The organism is Streptomyces rhizosphaerihabitans (assembly GCF_025399795.1).
Classification (GTDB): domain Bacteria; phylum Actinomycetota; class Actinomycetes; order Streptomycetales; family Streptomycetaceae; genus Streptomyces; species Streptomyces rhizosphaerihabitans.
On sequence record NZ_JAODTZ010000053.1, the window covers coordinates 32,959 to 48,638 of the forward strand.

12 protein-coding genes are annotated in these 15,680 nt (G+C 71.3%); 2 read left to right on the top strand and 10 right to left on the bottom strand.

Annotated elements, in window-relative coordinates:
- Positions 1–225: 225 nt before the first annotated feature.
- Genes N4G66_RS36575 through N4G66_RS36620 form a run of 10 tightly spaced genes read right to left on the bottom strand, consistent with a single transcriptional unit; the run spans position 226 to position 13,232 of the window.
- Complete coding sequence (locus tag N4G66_RS36575) at positions 226–1,161, bottom strand: replication-relaxation family protein (protein WP_261708615.1); 936 nt, start codon at positions 1,159–1,161, stop codon at positions 226–228.
- Positions 1,158–3,803 carry an ATP/GTP-binding protein gene (locus N4G66_RS36580; protein ID WP_261708616.1) on the bottom strand — a complete coding sequence of 882 codons (2,646 nt, stop codon included), beginning with the start codon at positions 3,801–3,803 and terminating at the stop codon, positions 1,158–1,160. The genes N4G66_RS36575 and N4G66_RS36580 overlap by 4 nt, the downstream gene beginning before the upstream one ends.
- Positions 3,779–4,417 (bottom strand): hypothetical protein, encoded by a 639-nt coding sequence (locus N4G66_RS36585; RefSeq protein WP_261708617.1) that lies wholly within the window; start codon positions 4,415–4,417, stop codon positions 3,779–3,781. The genes N4G66_RS36580 and N4G66_RS36585 overlap by 25 nt, the downstream gene beginning before the upstream one ends.
- The gene (locus tag N4G66_RS36590; RefSeq protein ID WP_261708618.1) at positions 4,414–5,565 is read right to left on the bottom strand and encodes a C40 family peptidase; all 1,152 of its coding nucleotides are present in this window, start codon (positions 5,563–5,565) and stop codon (positions 4,414–4,416) included. Before N4G66_RS36590 ends, N4G66_RS36585 begins: the two co-directional genes overlap by 4 nt.
- Positions 5,562–8,339, bottom strand: coding sequence for a hypothetical protein (locus tag N4G66_RS36595; RefSeq protein WP_261708619.1), 2,778 nt, complete (start codon positions 8,337–8,339; stop codon positions 5,562–5,564). Before N4G66_RS36595 ends, N4G66_RS36590 begins: the two co-directional genes overlap by 4 nt.
- 1 nt (position 8,340) lies before the next feature.
- On the bottom strand, positions 8,341–8,691 hold the full coding sequence (locus tag N4G66_RS36600) for a hypothetical protein (protein ID WP_261708620.1): 351 nt from the start codon (positions 8,689–8,691) through the stop codon (positions 8,341–8,343).
- Positions 8,691–11,375, bottom strand: coding sequence for an ATP-binding protein (locus N4G66_RS36605; RefSeq protein WP_261708621.1), 2,685 nt, complete (start codon positions 11,373–11,375; stop codon positions 8,691–8,693). Before N4G66_RS36605 ends, N4G66_RS36600 begins: the two co-directional genes overlap by 1 nt.
- A complete protein-coding gene (locus tag N4G66_RS36610) occupies positions 11,372–11,947 on the bottom strand; it encodes a hypothetical protein (protein ID WP_261708622.1) in 576 nt (191 codons plus the stop codon). Before N4G66_RS36610 ends, N4G66_RS36605 begins: the two co-directional genes overlap by 4 nt.
- Positions 11,944–12,306 (bottom strand): hypothetical protein, encoded by a 363-nt coding sequence (locus tag N4G66_RS36615; RefSeq protein ID WP_261708623.1) that lies wholly within the window; start codon positions 12,304–12,306, stop codon positions 11,944–11,946. Before N4G66_RS36615 ends, N4G66_RS36610 begins: the two co-directional genes overlap by 4 nt.
- Positions 12,303–13,232 (bottom strand): conjugal transfer protein, encoded by a 930-nt coding sequence (locus N4G66_RS36620; RefSeq protein ID WP_261708624.1) that lies wholly within the window; start codon positions 13,230–13,232, stop codon positions 12,303–12,305. The genes N4G66_RS36615 and N4G66_RS36620 overlap by 4 nt, the downstream gene beginning before the upstream one ends.
- 672 nt (positions 13,233–13,904) lie before the next feature.
- Between N4G66_RS36620 and N4G66_RS36625 the strand changes: the two genes are divergently transcribed.
- Together N4G66_RS36625 and N4G66_RS36630 are read left to right on the top strand one after the other, a co-directional pair.
- Positions 13,905–14,636 (top strand): HNH endonuclease family protein, encoded by a 732-nt coding sequence (locus N4G66_RS36625; RefSeq protein WP_261708625.1) that lies wholly within the window; start codon positions 13,905–13,907, stop codon positions 14,634–14,636.
- A gap of 150 nt (positions 14,637–14,786) precedes the next feature.
- Complete coding sequence (locus N4G66_RS36630) at positions 14,787–15,608, top strand: lipase family protein (RefSeq protein WP_261708626.1); 822 nt, start codon at positions 14,787–14,789, stop codon at positions 15,606–15,608.
- The last annotated feature ends 72 nt before the right edge of the window (positions 15,609–15,680 follow it).

A 15,680-nucleotide genomic window follows, 5' to 3' on the forward strand; every position in this document is an offset into this window, starting at 1 on the left:
TGATACCGGGCTGGTGTCACGGTGTCTCCCCGTACGGCATGGTGCGAGTCGGGACGCTGTCGTGCCGCCGCCCGCTGAGGGCGAGGTGATGCTGTTGGTGGCCTGTGTTGCTTCGTTTGCGTTGAGGAAAGACTACGCATATGCCGGTCCGATTTTGGCTGAACTGGTCATCCATAGGCGCTACTTGGCTTGAACTCGGCCTCATTTTGTCTTTGCGTAAGTGAATCACGGATGGAGGGTGTGCCACGGCTGGCGGTCTGGGGCGCCGGCGAGGCAGACCCAGACGTTCTGGCTCGGTCCGGCGGTCTCGAGGTCGTCGAGTGTGGCGGCGCCGAGGGGAACGTTGCGTGCGAGGGCGGCGACGAGGGGGTGTTGGGCGGTCATGTCCCTCAGGTCGCTGATCCGGTGGGCGAGCACGTGGGGTGAGGCTCCGGTGAGGATGAACAGGATCCGGGGGTAGACCGGGTACCAGCGCAGCCACGCGGCGCCGGTCTCGGTGTGCTGGCGTGGGCGTCGGTGGTTGGCGGGTTGTGACGGCTGGGACCAGAGCCGGGCGTAGTCGATGAGCTTGGCTGCGAGGCGTTCGCTGCTCATGGTGGCGCGGTCGATTTCGATGAACGCACGGAGTTTTCGGCGTTGTTGGCCTTCGTTGAGGGTGTAGTGCATGACGGCGTCGGCGATGACGCGTTCGCGCTCGCTGAGCGGGTGGGTCACTTCGGGGGTCCAGTCGAGGTGGCCGTGCTCGTCGCCGCGTCGGCGGGCGTCGCGGACGAAGGCGAGGTGGGCGCGGACCGCGGTGAGGGTGTGCGGGGTTTTCAGTGATGCGGCGGTGGTCGAGGTGATGGGGTAGGGCGGCCGGCCGCGCAGGGCCGGCCAGTTGCGGGTCAGGCGTGCGCCGTCGGGGGTGAGATACCAGGCGCGGCTGCGGTTCGACCGGGGCAGCACGGTGTAGTCGACCAGGCCGTGTGTGCGCAGTTTGTTGAGCGGTCCGGAGATGGCCTGCCGGGTCGCGTGGGGCCGCAGCAGGATGCGCAGTTGGCTGGTGGTGGCCATGCGGTGCTGGGCGAGTGCAGCCAGGAGCTGGTGGGGCAGCGGTTCGAGGGGACTGGGTGTGAAGGAGGGCGGCGGCTCGGGCCGGGTCGGGGGAGAGGCGGTGGTCATTGGTATCCCTTGCTTGTGCTCGGGCGCTTGGACGGTGCTTGTGCGGGGGTGTGCTGGGCGAGGAAGGCGGCGACGCGGTCGAGTTGGCCGGCCGCACAGGTGGTGAGCTGGTGCAGCGGACGGGTGCCGGCGGTGGAGCGGGCGGCGTGTTCGAGGGCGGCGACGTCGCCGGGGCGGGCGAGGTCGGCGAAGACGTCATCGAGGTGGGGGCCCTGCAGGCGCAGGGGGCCCAGGCGGCGTCCGTGGACGGTCAGCGTGGCGTAGTGCTCGTAGCGGTTGAGGGCGGCGACCTGGTCGGGGCTGGGGCTGTCGCCCCACTCGGCGGTGATCGCGGCGATGGCGGTCCGTGATCCGGCGGTGGTCGCGAGGGTGGAGGCGTTCTGGGTCAGCGACATCCGCACGGGGCCGGGCAGCCGGGCCAGCAGCTGGGTCATCCCGTGGACGTGCGCCTTGTATTTGCGGAAGTCCTCGAACATGGCGGCGATGGTCTCGGGGGCGGCGCCGGTGAGGGTGATCAGTTCGTCGAAGTAGGGCCGGAACGGCACCCGTTGGTCTTCGGGGGTGTCGCGGCGGGAGCGGACGGCGCGCAGCAGGTCGCGGGCGAGCAGGGCGGTCAGGAGCCGGTCGGTGGGTCCGTTGCCGGCCGGGCACACCCACACGATCATGCGCTGGTCCATGGCTGCGCGGATGTTGTAGACGCCGAGGGGCTGGCCGAGAAAGGCGCGGGTGACGGGGTTGGCGGCGAGGCGGGCCAGCGGGTTGAGGACGACGCCGAAGGCGTCGGCGGGGATGGTGGGGAAGACGCTCTGCCACCAGGAACGGGTTTCCTCATCGAGCCGGTCGGCGGTGGCGGCGAGGGCCGCGGTGCGAAAGGCGGGGTCGGTGAGCAGGGACCGCACCTGGAAGAGCGTGGCCTGGTCCTCGGGGCGGCCGGCCTCGCAGGCGGCCTGGTTGACGGCGGTGAGGACGGACAGTGCTGCGGTCAGGAGGGTGAGGGCGCGGGGAGCGGTGGCGTCCTCCCAGCCCAGTGCGGCGGCGAAGGCGTCGGTGACCGCCTCGACGACCTCGTGCGCGGCCGGACGCTGGCCCTGGCCCTGGTGCATGGCGAGCGGGTTCCAGGAACTGATCTGGGGTACGGGGCCGATCGTGTTGAGGTCGATCAGCGCGATGCGGTCCATGAGGGGGGTGTGGGCGAGGAACGGTGCGGCGCGCGGCCAGGAGTCGCGGTGCGGGTCGAGGAACAGCAGCCCGCCGCCGGCGTGCGCCCAGCCGATCGCCTGCGCGAGGGCGCGTTCGGTCTTCCCGCCGCCCGCCTTGCCGACCGCGCACTCGAACAGGGTCTCTGCGGCGTAGGTGGCGACCAGGCGGCGGCGGCCGTCGGGTGCGCGGTGGATACCCTGCAGCAGCAGTGCGGGATTGCCGAACTTGAAGGTCGGCAGCTCGGGGTCCAGCAGCGGCAGGCGGCAGTGCAGGGTCGGGGGTTTGAGGAGTCCGGTGAGTTCCTCCAGCCGTACCCAGTTCGGGCGGGGTGGCTGGCAGTGCCCGTGCTGCCAGCGGCGTTCGAAGGCATGGCGGCTGGGCCACCGGTCGGCGCCCAGCCGCCAGGGCCCGATCCGCAGGCCGCGCATTGCCCAGCGGGAGTGGCCACCGAACACATCGAGTGCGGCCTGGAGTTGTCCGAGCCGGGCCTGGGGCCGTCCTTCGATGTCGGAGGCACAGGTGACGAGCAGCTGCACCCGCACCAGCTGGTCGTCATGGGCGAGTTTGCCCAGCGCCTCGGCCCGATCCACGCGGCGCGGCACCGGCGGCATCACCAGGCGGCGTCCTGCTCCCGCCGACCCGTGCTGAGCGCTGAGAATCTGCCAGAGCTGACGGGGCAGCGAGTCCTCGATGCCTGCGGTGTCCCGGCGCATCCAGCGGACGGCACGCTGGGCTTCACGGCGCTCGGAGCGGTGGGCGGCCTGCATCAGGTGCAGACGTCGTGCCCGCAGCGCCCATTTCGGGGCTCGCTGGATGTCGAGGCGGATTTCGGCGAGGTCGCCGAGGTCCGCGCGCAGGTCGCAGACCGCGTCGACGAGCGGCTGCAGTGGGTCGGGCTCCAGGGGTACTTCGCGCAGCGGGGCGATCGGCTTGCCGCGCAGGATGAACTCGGCCCGCACGGTGTGCTTGCGCGGTTTGTCGGCGATCGGCCGGGCCCGGGTGACGGTGACGGCGGGGCCGAACGGAGTGATGGACAGCAGCCGTTCACCGCCGACCGGTCCCTCGATGCGGTAGCGCAGAGGGCAAGAGCCGTCGGCGCGCAGCCGGATCTGCACGGTCTTGGTGCGGCGTGGTGCCCACCAGGGCATGCTGGTGGAGGCGCGGGCGAGCTGGACTCCGCGGCGGAAGATCTCCTCCAGGCCTGGGTCGAAGTGCCGGGCGGGTTCGAGTTCGAGCGCCATGCGCTCGGCGGAGGCCTTCAACGCAAGGCGCCGCACGATGACTTCGCCTGTGGCCCAGAGCGCGGCGGCGGTCGGCAGGAGCAGATACCAGTGGTGGTAGAGCCAGTCGGCGGCGTCGACCAGGCCGGCCAGCAGGCCGAGGAGGGGCGCGGCCGCGGTGTGATGGGCCTGGTCGCTCAGGTAGGGGGTTGGGGTGTCCACGGGGAGGCTCCCTTCGTCGAGGTGCGGGTGAAGTACCAGTCGGTGATGCGCCGGTCGGTGTAGGTGCCGCCGCGGTCCGTGCCCGCCCACACCAGGTGCACCACCGCCTTGTTCGGGCTGCCCTGGCTGCGGGCGATGGCGGCCTGGATGCGGAAACGGGCGGCGGCGAATGCCGGTGCGATCGCCTGGTTCGGGTTGCCGAAGAGCGCCGGCCACTGGGTGCGGCCGATGCCGGTGGCGTCTGCGCGCAGCAGGCCGCGGCCGGCCTTGAGGAGCTGGTGCTCGTCGGCGGCGGCAAGGTCGGCGGGCCAGGCGTCCTCCAGCGACTTCTGGATGACGCGATCGCCGACTGTGCCCTCGCCGCGCGGCGGCAGCAGTGCGGACGCGTCGGCCGTCTGCGCCGGGAAGGTGGCTGCCGCGGGCGCCCCGCTCTGCGCGGAGCGGCGGCCGGGAGCGGTTGCCGGGGGAGCCGACGTGGGGACAGCCGCCCGCGGTGTCGCGGTTGGGGGTGTGCTCGGCGCATTCGGCACCGTCAGCAGGAGCGTCCCGGCCACGGCCAGGACCAGGGTGGCGATCAGCAGCAGGCGCGGCGAGCGCGCCGGGGGCGTGGTCACCACGGCCGGGCCCCTCCCGCGTATCCCGGCATCGCGTCGACCGCGTCCAGGCGGACCACGGTGCCCGGGCGGGCGGCGTCGACCATCCGGGCACCCCCGACGTAGATGCCGACGTGGTAGATCGTCGCGTCGCGGCCGGGGGCGTCGGCATAAAAGACGAGGTCGCCGGGCGCGAGCGCGCCGGTGCCCAGATGGGCGGGTATCCGCCGGCCGACCCCGGCCTGGGCGGCGGCGGTGCGCGGCAGTTGGATGCCGGCCCGGGCGTAGGCGTACGCGGTCAGTCCCGAGCAGTCGAAGCCCTTGATGTCCGCGCCACTCCTTCCGCTGGGTGAGCAGCAGATGCCGTAGGACGGGCCCTGGGCGTTGCCGCCGCCCCACGCGTAGGGCACGCCCCGTTGGGAGAGCGCCGCCTCGATTACGGTGCGGACCTTTCCCGTGACGTTCTTCAGGTCCGGGTCCTTGGCGGCCGCCGTGTACTGGTCGATCCAGCCCAGCACGTTGGCGACGTAGGCGCCGGAGTGGTTGTACTGGAGGATCGCGGTCTTGAGTTGAGAGCGTTGGGCCAGGTCGCGGCCGCCTGCGCACAGGTAGATGGCGGCGCCGAGGGCGGCGTCGTCGGCGTTGTGCGGGTCGGCTCTCCCATCTGTGTTCGCGTCCTTGGCGACCGATGCCCAGGTGGAGGGCAGGAACTGGAACGGGCCGACGGCGCGTTCCCCGGTGGCGGTGCCGTCCCACTTGCCGCCATCGGTGTCCGGGAAGGCGGTGGTGTTCCTGTTGGCGCCGGAGCCGTTGAGGAGCACTCCGTAGATCTTCGGGGTGATGCCACCGTTGTCGGTGATGTTGTGGCCGATGGCGTGGTTGGACTCGACCTTGGCGATCCCGGCCAGGATCGGCCAGCGCATGCCCTGGCACTTGGGCACGTACTTCCCGACATGCTGGACGGCCTTCTTGTAGGCGGTCAGCATCCGGGGCGGGATGTTTGCGGCGCTGCCGCCCTCGGCGATTCCGCCGTCGTCCTGTGCCCCCGTCTTCAGGGCGACGTACGCGCTGATCGCGTTCCCTACCGGCGCGGCACAGCACACGGCGGCGAACATCAGCAGCGCCACCATGCAGCCCCATCGCCGGACGCGGCGTCCAGGCTGGGTCACTCGTCCTCACCGTCCTCGTCCCGCCACCGGTCCCGCACCTGGCGCAGGCGGTTGAGCCGGTCGGCTTCGGGCTCGGTCCGCCGCAGCTGCTCCTGCATCCGGGCCCGTGCCTCGTCCCGCGGGTTGCGTGCGCTCCCGACGCCGGGAAGAGCCGACCCCTGCGGCTGGCTGCTCACCGGCGGCGGTGTACTGCCTCCCCGCCGCGGCGGTGCCGGGGCCGGCGGCGTCGCCGCGGTGCTACCAGCTCCAGAGGCTGAAACACGGGTCGGTGAGGGAGGCGGGACGGTGCCGCGCGTGGTTCCGCCGGACCCAGCAGTTCGTGTCGAGGCAGGCGGGCGGGTGGTCGCGGTCGGCGACGTCGCGGTCGGCAGGCGACGGCCGACGACGAATGGTCCGGGCCCGCCGCTGTCATCGGTGTGTTCCCGCAGGACCCGGGAGACGTGACGGCCCGTGTCACCCCAGGCCCAGCCGTCCTCGCGGACGGTGTTGCCCCACACCCGCACCTGCTGCCGGGCGTCCTGCGCGTACTGCGACCCGCCCGAGCGGGCCCGGCCGGCACTGGCCGGGAGAGCGGCTGTTGCCCCGTACACGAGGCGGCTGCCCCGGTGGAGGATGCGGTAGCCGCGAAAGCGCACCAGACGGTTGTGGGCGCGCGTGGAGAGCAGCGTGCGGTCGGTGTTCTGGTCGTGCAGCACCTGCCCCGAGCGCCGGTCGATGACCTGGCCGTTCTCGTCGCGGTAGCGGTCGGGCGGACCGCCGGGACGGTGCGGCCCCCCACCGCCCGAACCACCGCCCGGGCCGCCGGTCGGGCCGTGTGCGTCCGGGTCGCCGTCAGCCGTGGGCTTACGCCACTTGGCCAACTGCTCAGGATCGGGCCGCCGGCCGATCAGCAGCCAGTGGCCGCCCTTCACACCGAGCCGAGCCCCCGCCCCGCCCAGAGCAGCTGCCGCGGTGAGCGGGGCGAGCCCGCGCCCGGCCTCGGCGGCAGCGTCGGCGAGCACCCCACCGGTGTCCAGGGGCATGCCAGCGCCGTCGACGAGGGAGGCGAGCGCGCCCATCAGCCGCCGGCGGGTGCCGAGCATCCCGTACCGGCCGCCCCCGCCACCGGTGAAGGCGCGCAGCCCTGCTCCGTATCCGCCCATGGCGGCGGGGGAGTTCATAGCGAGCGCCGCGCCGAGCTCGGAGGTGTCGCCCGGCAGGTGGGTACCGCCGACCTTGGCATAGCGCATGCGCATAGCCATGCGCCGGCCGAAGGAGGTGATGCCGGTCAGGAGCCTGCGGTGCCCGGCCGCGCCGGCAATCGCGAGGACGTCGATGAGCAGGATCCGCTCCACCATCAGGTCGGGCCCGTTGGTGACGGTGGCATCGACGGCGATGCCGAAGAACGGGATGAACGCGCAGATCGCGACCACGGCCAGGACCGCGATCCCCCACAGGGACAGCCACTTCCACACCGACTGGCGCGCGGGCCCGGGCAGCATGCCCGCGACGAACGTGACGCCGCCGATGGCCGCAGCCGCGGCGCAGATGCCCTGGGTGCCGAGCAGAACGATCGCGCTGGACAGCAGCATGCCGCAGATGAACAGCGCGGCGACCAGCAGCAGGGCGGCTCCGCCGACCCGCCACCAGGTGGGCTTTTCCGCGTAGGCGGCGCACGACTTTCCGACCGGTCCGGCCTTCTTCATGTCGGCGAGGAACGCGGAGAAGGCCTGGTCCTCGTCGGTGATGATCGCGTTGGAGGCGCCGAGGAGTTCGCCTCCGGGCGTGAACGCCGGGAGATCGTCGCTGCTGCTCGGCTTGCTCCTGCTCGCCTTGCCGTCGACGCTGCTCTCGCAGTACTTCTTGGCCGGCCCGCGAATCCGGCTGCAGGCGTCCTTCGCATGGTCCGAGGGAGTCCAGTCGGCCAGGTACCCGCCGGTGATCCACTTCAGGTGGACGGCGTAGGCCTTGCGGTCGCCCGTCCTGGCCGGGTCGAGGATGCGTCCGTACTGAAGGAGCATGTACGGCTTGACGATCAGGGCGTTGGTGATCGAGTCCTGGATGGGGCGGGCCACCTGTGTCGAGGAGACCGGCCCTTCGCCTTCACGTTCATCGCACTTGATCTCTGCGTTGCCGGCCATGCCGGCGCATGGGTCGTAGCTGGCGAGTTTGCCGCCCCAGTCGTAGGAGTTGACGCTCTGCTGGGCGACCTCGGCGGCCACCTGCTGGGACTGTCCCAGCGGTCCGTCCTGGGAGAGCAGGGTGTCGGGGCGGATCAGAGCCGAGGCGGCGAACGCCGCAATGAGCAGGGTGAGGAACATTTCACCCAGGCCCCGCCCGACCCGCCCGCGCACGATCATGAATCCGCCGAAGACGAACGCCCACGCCAGCAGCAGCCCCTTCAGCCCGAGAGTGTCGACCACGACGTTGTCGTAGGTGTCGGCGACCTTCTGCGCCGGGCGGGCCAGGATCTTCAACAGGGGGAAGCGGAACGCCACTTCGATGGCCCACCCCGCCAGTCCGACGAGCAGCCGGATCAGGGTGAACAGCCCTGACAGGGCGAAAGCGAGGGCCTGCGTCTTGAAGGCGACAATGGATCCGCCCTCGGCGTTCAGGTCGTACCCGTCGATCGGGACACCCTCGGACGAGTAGATGTTCAGCGGGGCGAGCAGGTCTCCTGTCTCGTTACTGCTGCTGGCCGCGTATACGACCTGGGTGTTCACCAGGAGGAACACGCCGGTGAGCAGGGCGACGAAGCCGGCCGAACGCAGGGTTGCCCGCTCTGGACGCCACATGTCAGCGCCGCCGTTGCCCAGCGTCGTGCCGCAGCCGCCACACCAGCAGGGCAGCCACAAAAGCACCGGCGGGCACCAGCCGCCACGAGGCACCGGCCCCGTCCCGGTGGCCAGCGGCGGTGGTGGCTCCGCGCTCGCAGTACGCCTTCGCCGGGCCCACGATCAAGGCGCAGGGATTGTGGTGCGTGGTGGATGTGTCGGCGGCGAAAGCGTGTCCGGTGTGCGGTCGCGACGCGTCCGGCAGGCCCGCACCGAGGGCGAGGATGACCGCGCCGGCGAGGACGGCGATCACGGTGAGGACGCTTGCGGCCGTGGCGATGCGTCGGGGGCGGTCCCAGGAAGACGTGGTCATCAGACGTGCTCCTTCGGATGTGCATCCGCGGCCGCACCGGCAGCGGGCACGAAGGGCGGGGCAGCGCTCGTGCGGCGTCCTGGTGTGGTGGTGATGGAGGTGGTGATGCGCGCGATGCGGGGAATGGAGACCTTGATGCGGCCCGTGTTCTGCCGCGGGCAGGTCAGCAGGAACTCGCCCTCCCGGCCCTTGCGGCCGACGGGGGACAGGCCGGTGGTCACCAGCCGCAGCAGCTCGCCGTCGGCCGGGTCGAGCCCGACGAACTCCAGGCCGCGGCGGGCACGTTCACGATCCGCGGTGCGCGCGAGCGCCCGGTAGGCCATCAGGCCCCGGTCCGGGCCGAGTTCCTCGGCGTCATGGGATGCGGCGAGCAGGCCGGCGCCGTGCTTGCGGCCGTCGTGGAGGATCTCGTGGACCAGGGCGGTGCCCTCGGCGGACGAGGTGAGCCAGTACAGCTCGTCCAGGACCACGGCGGTGAACCGCTCGGGGTCCTCGAACGCGGTCTGCCGGGCGATCGCGGCGATCAGGTAGAGCACCGCGCGGCCGATCAGGGCTTCCAGCGGCTGCTGGTGGAGGACTTCGGGTTTGTCGAACGCGGCTTTCGGGGGCAGCCTCAACCCTGTGGTGGTGATGACGATCATGTCGGAGGTGCTGGAGGCGTCCAGCCGCACCGGCGGCAGGGCCGGGTCGAACACCATCCGGGCCAGGGAGTTGCCGGCTACGACCCGGACGAGGCCGGCCAGGGTGGCGGCCGCGTCCTGCCGCTTGCCCGCCTCCCGCACAGCCATCTCCTCAAGGACTACAAGCACGCGGTGCATGGAAGGGGCATCGCCGGCGGCGGCCTGCTCGACGGCGTGGTGCAGGACCTCGCCGCTGGTGCTCATCGCACCGATGCCGAGCTGAAGGGTCAGGTAGGACAGGGCGTAGTGGCGGCCCTCGGGACCGTCGAACATCCGCAGCGGATCGATCGACACCTCGGCCCGAGCGGCATCGACGATCTGGACGCGGCCCTTCGCGGCGGTGCGGGCGAAGGTCGCCCATTCGCGCACAGGGGTGCGGTCGATACAGATCGCGCAGCCTCCGCGCGCCCACACCGCCTCCGCGATCAGTTTCTCCAGGACGCTCTTGCCTGCCCCCAGGTCCCCGACGATCCCCATGGACGCGGACGCATCCTGCTTGGGGGCATCCGCAACGTTGATCATCACGGGGCGGGTGGTGCCGCAGTCCAGGTCGATACCGAGGAACATGCCGTTCGGGTCGCCGACCTCGCCGATGGTGAAGGCGCCGCCCAACGCCCAGTCCTCGGAGACCTGGTGCTGGGTGAACTCCCGCACCACGCCGGGCCGCACCGTTGCGGGCAGGCCGAGGGTGAACAGGGCCTCCTGCAGGCCGGCCGGGCGCACCGCCCGGTAGTCGGCGCCGCCGAGCAGCGCGGCCAGCGCCCGGGCCCGCGCGTCGCAGACGGCCGCGGTCGGCCCCCACACCGTCAGCACGGTCACCGACTGCACCTCGACCTCGACCGAAGAGCGTGACAGGCGGGCGTCCAGCTCGCCCAGATCGCGGGCCGCCTCGGTCAGTGAGGCGGGCATCCCGGTGGGCCGGGCGTCGTACTGGTCGGCCTGGTCGATCAACTCGGTCTTCTTGCGCCGCACTTGGTCGCGGGCCTTCTCCGCGGGCACCAGGGTGAGGTCGATCGTGTAGTCGACGGGAAAGTCCAGGCTCTCCAGCTGGGCGAACAGGTCGGCGGCGTCCTGACTGACCACAGGCGGACACTCGGCCAGCGCCAACTGCGCCTGATAGCCCACGCCGGCTTCGGATTCGACCTGCAGCCAGCGCCGCCTGAGCGGGGAGGAGGTGTTCAGCCGCCACCAGGAGTTGCGGCCCGACCGCGTGATCTGGCCCGCGCTCTTGAGATCGTCGACGTCGTCGACGGCGGGGTCGATGCCGCCTTCCTGCAGGCGCACCTGGCCGAGGTCGGCGTAGCTGGGGGAGTGCAGCACGCCCTCGCGGACCCGACCGCCGTACCGTTCGCTCGCTTCGGCCTCGGACAGCAGTGGCTCCGGCAGACCGCGATGGAGGGTGTGCTGGACCATCCACACGATCTCCGCCGGGCGGGCGGGACGGAAGGCGATCCCGCCGGCGAGCGCTGCTTCCACGCGGGAGGCCTGCTCGCGGTAGGCGCTCACCTCACGCCGTGCCACCGGCGCGGGCCGGATGCCCAGCGCCGCACCGAGTTCGGCCCACATGGCCCCGAGCGACGCCGACACCTGCAGGCCGGCTGTCTCGGTCTGCAGCGGTACGGCGAGCCACAGGGTGCGGCGGTGCATCTCCTGGTCGTCCAGCAGGTCCAGGGTGGCCTCGACGTTCTCCACCCACGGATGCGGGCCGACCTCCGGCGAGGTGCCGGCCGGTTTGATGCCCTCGATCATGCGGAGCGCGATCGCGCCCGGATTGACCTGCGCGCACATCCCGTACAGGCGCGGTGCCCCGGTCATGGAGCGCACCATGTGGGTGATCTGGGCGAGCTGTTCGTCTCGCACGGCGGCGGGGACGTAGGTGCCCTGAACGGTTTCCTCCGTCCGACCGTGGGCGTCCGGTCCGGGGTGCAGCCGGTAGAGGGCCCACACGCTGCCGTGCGTCGACCAGACCAGGTGTCCGGCGATGTGCCGGATCGGGATCCTCACCGCGCACCTCCCGCCTGCTCGGCGAGGGCGAGCAACTGCTGCACGCCCGACACCGGCGGCGCCGGCGCCGCGGAGCCTGCCGGCGGCGAGTGCCTGCTTGCCTGCCGGTGCACTGAGGCGGCACTGCGGCGCGGAGTCCGGCTGGCAGGCCACCGAACGGCACCGGCAAAGTCGCCCGCCGGGGTGGAGGGGAGAGCGTCCTCGATGGTGAAGCCGCCCAGCAGCGGGCGGGGAGCACGGTCGCGTGCGGCGTGGCCGCCGATCCGGCCTCCGCGAGGCTGCCAGCCCAGCAGCATCCAGCCCAGTGCCGCCTGCATCGGTGCACGGCCCCGGATCTTTGGCCGGCGCATCGCCCAGATCGCCAGCAGCCAGGCCGCGATCGGGACGGGTCCCATCCAAGACCACCAGCTGATGGTCTTGATGAGCAGGAAGCAGCCGCCCACAGCGACCGCGATCTGTGCTGGGGTATACGGGCCGAGCGGGATCTTCCAGTCCGCCACTTTCCCCAGCACCCACGGGTGGCGGCGGGCCGAGGTGTAGAAGCGCCCCACCCGCCCGGCGGCCGCGCTCACAGCCGGCCTCCCGCACCTGCGGAGGGCTCCCGCACGACGGAACCGGGGTCACGGACGACGGAACCGGGGTCACGGACGATGCCGGGGATCGCGGGCGCGCCCTTGGCCGGGTTTTTGACCTCGTCCTCGAACATGTCGGCAAGGTCCTGGCGGGAGTTGTACAGCCCCAGCGCGATGATCATCAGCATCAGGGCGCCGATCCCCGCCTTGAGGCTGAACTTCTGGATCATGATGACGACGACGAGCACGACCAGACCGGCCTGCAGGCCCTTGGTCGCCCACTCCTTGAACATGTTGATCCAGCTGTCGCCGAGGTCGTTCAGCTCCCCGGCGAGCATCAGACTGTGCACCGTGGTCACCGGACACCCCCGGCCTGGACATTGCCGGATTCCAGTCCGGCGACTTCCCACCGGCCGGAGCGGGCCTTCAACACGACCTCGTAGGCCAGCGGCCACCGTCCTCCCGCATCCCGGGCCTCCACCTGGGCAAGGACACGCACCCGAGTGCCGTCGCCCGGCATCTGCTCGGCGGCCGCCGCCTTCTCAGCAGCGAGCACCTGCTGCACCACGACCACCGAGTACGGGGAAGGAGAGACGGCCGACAGCTTCACCCCGGGCGCGAGGTAGCGGTCCACCTCCCCGGCCCCCGTGAGATACGCGCCGAGGAACTCCCCAACAGCAGAGGCCAGAGCCCCTTCAGGGACACGCACGCCGTACAACGACGCCGGCACGTCGATCAGGGCAGGGCCAGCCACCACGCCAGGCGCAGCCGTCACCGCGAACGCCGTGCCCGCACGGTCCCCAGCGACAGGGACCGCGTAGTAGCGCACCGCTCCGTCGGCGTACTGCGCAGCCACCGTCACCGACCACGCACCGCCCGCGCGCTGCACACTGCGCACCACGCTCACGGAGGCCAGCTTCGAGGGCGCACCGGGGGCCGGGTCGGGCAGATCGACATCCGGCCCCATCGACTGCACAAACCGCGCCTGCGCACTCGTGGCGTCATCCGCACTGCTGCGCAACCACGCGCCGAGGAACAGCTGCGCATAGCCGGCCGGGTCAGCGGCGGCCGTGGTGCGCACGGCGGCGGGCCTGGTGGCCGTGGCCGCCTCAACCGTGGCCGGAGTGGAGGTGATGGCGACACCCAGGGCGACGGGGCCGGCCGCGATGACGGTCCAAAGAGCCAGACGCGAAAGCCGGACGCGGCGTCGCATCGCCTCCAGCCGGGCCCCCGCAACCATCGGAGCAGCGGCCTCGCTGCCCGAGGCCTGCTTGCCAACAGACATGGTCGAACTCCCAGGTCAGAACGTGTACTTGCTGACCTTGAGAAAACCCGGCGCCCCCGACCCGACCACCGACCACCGGACCCCGACCACGGTCACGATGGGGACACAAAGCCCGTGGTCGGGCTCATGGTCAGGCCGACCAGGAGCCCGACCACGGCCCCTGAGGCGGTCACCGTCCTGAGAGCGGCGGGAAGGGGGAACAACCCCGAGCCTCCGGGCCCAGACGGCAAGTCCTGCGACGGATCGGGGCGCGCATCGCCCCCGGGAGAGATCGCAGCAACGCGGTTGCGCACGGCATGGGCGAGTGCACAGCCGATACGCTGACGCTGCCTTCCCGCCTGCGCAGCCGCCCGTACCCGCCCCACTGCGCAGGACTTCGGATCTATTGCGCAGCCACCTGCACAATGAGTGCCGGCCTCGCTGCGCAACCGCTATTGCGCATCCAGTTCGAGCCCGCGTGGGTCACCCGCGATGGCCGCTTCTCGAATCCACCAGGTCGCGAACGTCTCCGAGGCGCGGTCGTGCACCCCGCTCGCAGCCCGCGAGCCTCTTCGCCGCGTAGGTGGTCCGACTGGTGCTGATCGTTTCTGCGGTGAATTCGGTCGCCCACCTGGGGGAGAGTCGCGTGGGGCAGCGGGTATACCGGTATCTGCTGCCGGTACACCCGCATACGTGATCAAGAACATGCTGCGTGCCCTGCCCGCGCTCGCCCTGTCCATTGTCCCGCTGGCCGCCCCTGCGGCCGCCGCCTCGGCCCGTCCGGCCGCACCACCCCCGGCAGCCGCGGTGTCCGCCGTGCTCCCGGGGGTGGTGGCGCCACCGTCGGCGGCGGGGGTTCCGTTGTTCGAGGCGCTGTCGTGGATCCAGGAGGCCGAGGAGGGTTCCCGGGACGGCTACAGCCGTGAGCAGTTCAAGCACTGGAACAAGGGCCTGAACCCGAACGACGGATGCGACACCCGCAAGGAAGTGATCCTGTCCGAGGCGCTGGAGGCGCCGCAGGTGGGGCCGAAGTGCGCACTCACGGGCGGACGGTGGTACTCGGAGTACGACCAGAAGTGGATCACGGCGGCGAAGGACCTGGACGTCGACCACATGGTCCCGTTGGCCGAAGCGTGGGACTCGGGAGCGGCCGCCTGGACGGCGGCACGACGGGAGGCGTACGCCAACGACCAGGGCGCGCCGAACAGTCTGATCGCGGTCTCCGGGAGCTCCAACCGTTCCAAGAGCGACAAGGACCCGGCGGACTGGATGCCGGTGCCGGTGGACCGCTGCAAATACACGATCGACTGGGTCGCGGACAAGCTCCGCTGGCGCCTGAGCGCGGATGCCGCCGAGCGGCAGGCCCTGGAGCGGTTCGCCGAGCAGTGCCCTGCCGCCACGCTCACCTACCAGCAGGTCCCGTAACAACACCCCGCCCGCCGCCTCCCCGCCGCCTCGGCCTCCTGGTTCGCCGGCTGGCGGCACGGTCCCATGCCGCGCATCCGGCCAGTGAGAGCGGGATCTGCAGAGGGCGTTGCCGACGAAGGCACCAGACCAGAGAACTGAGGGATTGCGATGGCTGTACCCACGCTGTTCGACCAGCAGGCATCCGGCGACAGCACCGAGCGCGCCTACTGGCTCGCCCGCGCCTGCGACCTGGCCTACAAGGAACGCCCCGTCATCGAGGCACAGGCAACCACATGGGGCTTCTCCCGGGTGCGGCACCACGAGACGGCGTTCACCCCGCCGTTCCCGCTCCAGGACACCCAGGCCTACACCATGGCCGGACCCCGTATGGTCGTTACCGCCTTCCGCGGGACCGAACCGGCACAGATCAAGGACTGGCTCACCGACGCCAGCACCCCGTCCGCACCTGGCCCGGCCGGTATCGGCTACGTCCACTACGGCTTCGCCGAGGCCCTGGCCTCGATCCTGCCGACCGTCCACACAGCGATTGAGGAACTGCGGACCGACGGCCAGCGGGTGTACTTCACCGGACACAGCCTCGGCGGCGCCCTTGCCATGCTGGCCGCCGCCCACATGTCCCTGGAAGACCCCCAGCTCGCCGCCGACGGCGTCTACACCTACGGCCAGCCCCGCACCTGCGACCGCCTGCTCGCCGCCGCATACAACAAGGGTCTCAAAGACCGGGTGTTCCGGTTCGTCAACAACAACGACATCGTCCCGACACTGCCGCCCGAGCCCGCCTTCACTCACGTGGCGGCCCTGCGCTACCTCGACCACACCGGCAAACTCCACACCGCCACGTCCATGCTGGCGGGCCTGAAGGACAAGGCCGCAGGACTCACCGCAGACGCCTTCGCCCCCGCCTCGGACGGAATCCGCGACCACTTCATGGCCAGCTACCTGACCGCGCTGGAGAAGAACCTGAGCTGACGGGGAACGGCGCTCGGGGCTCGACCGCGGTTCCCGAATCCGGGATGTGGTTGCACAGGAACGGACGTGCTT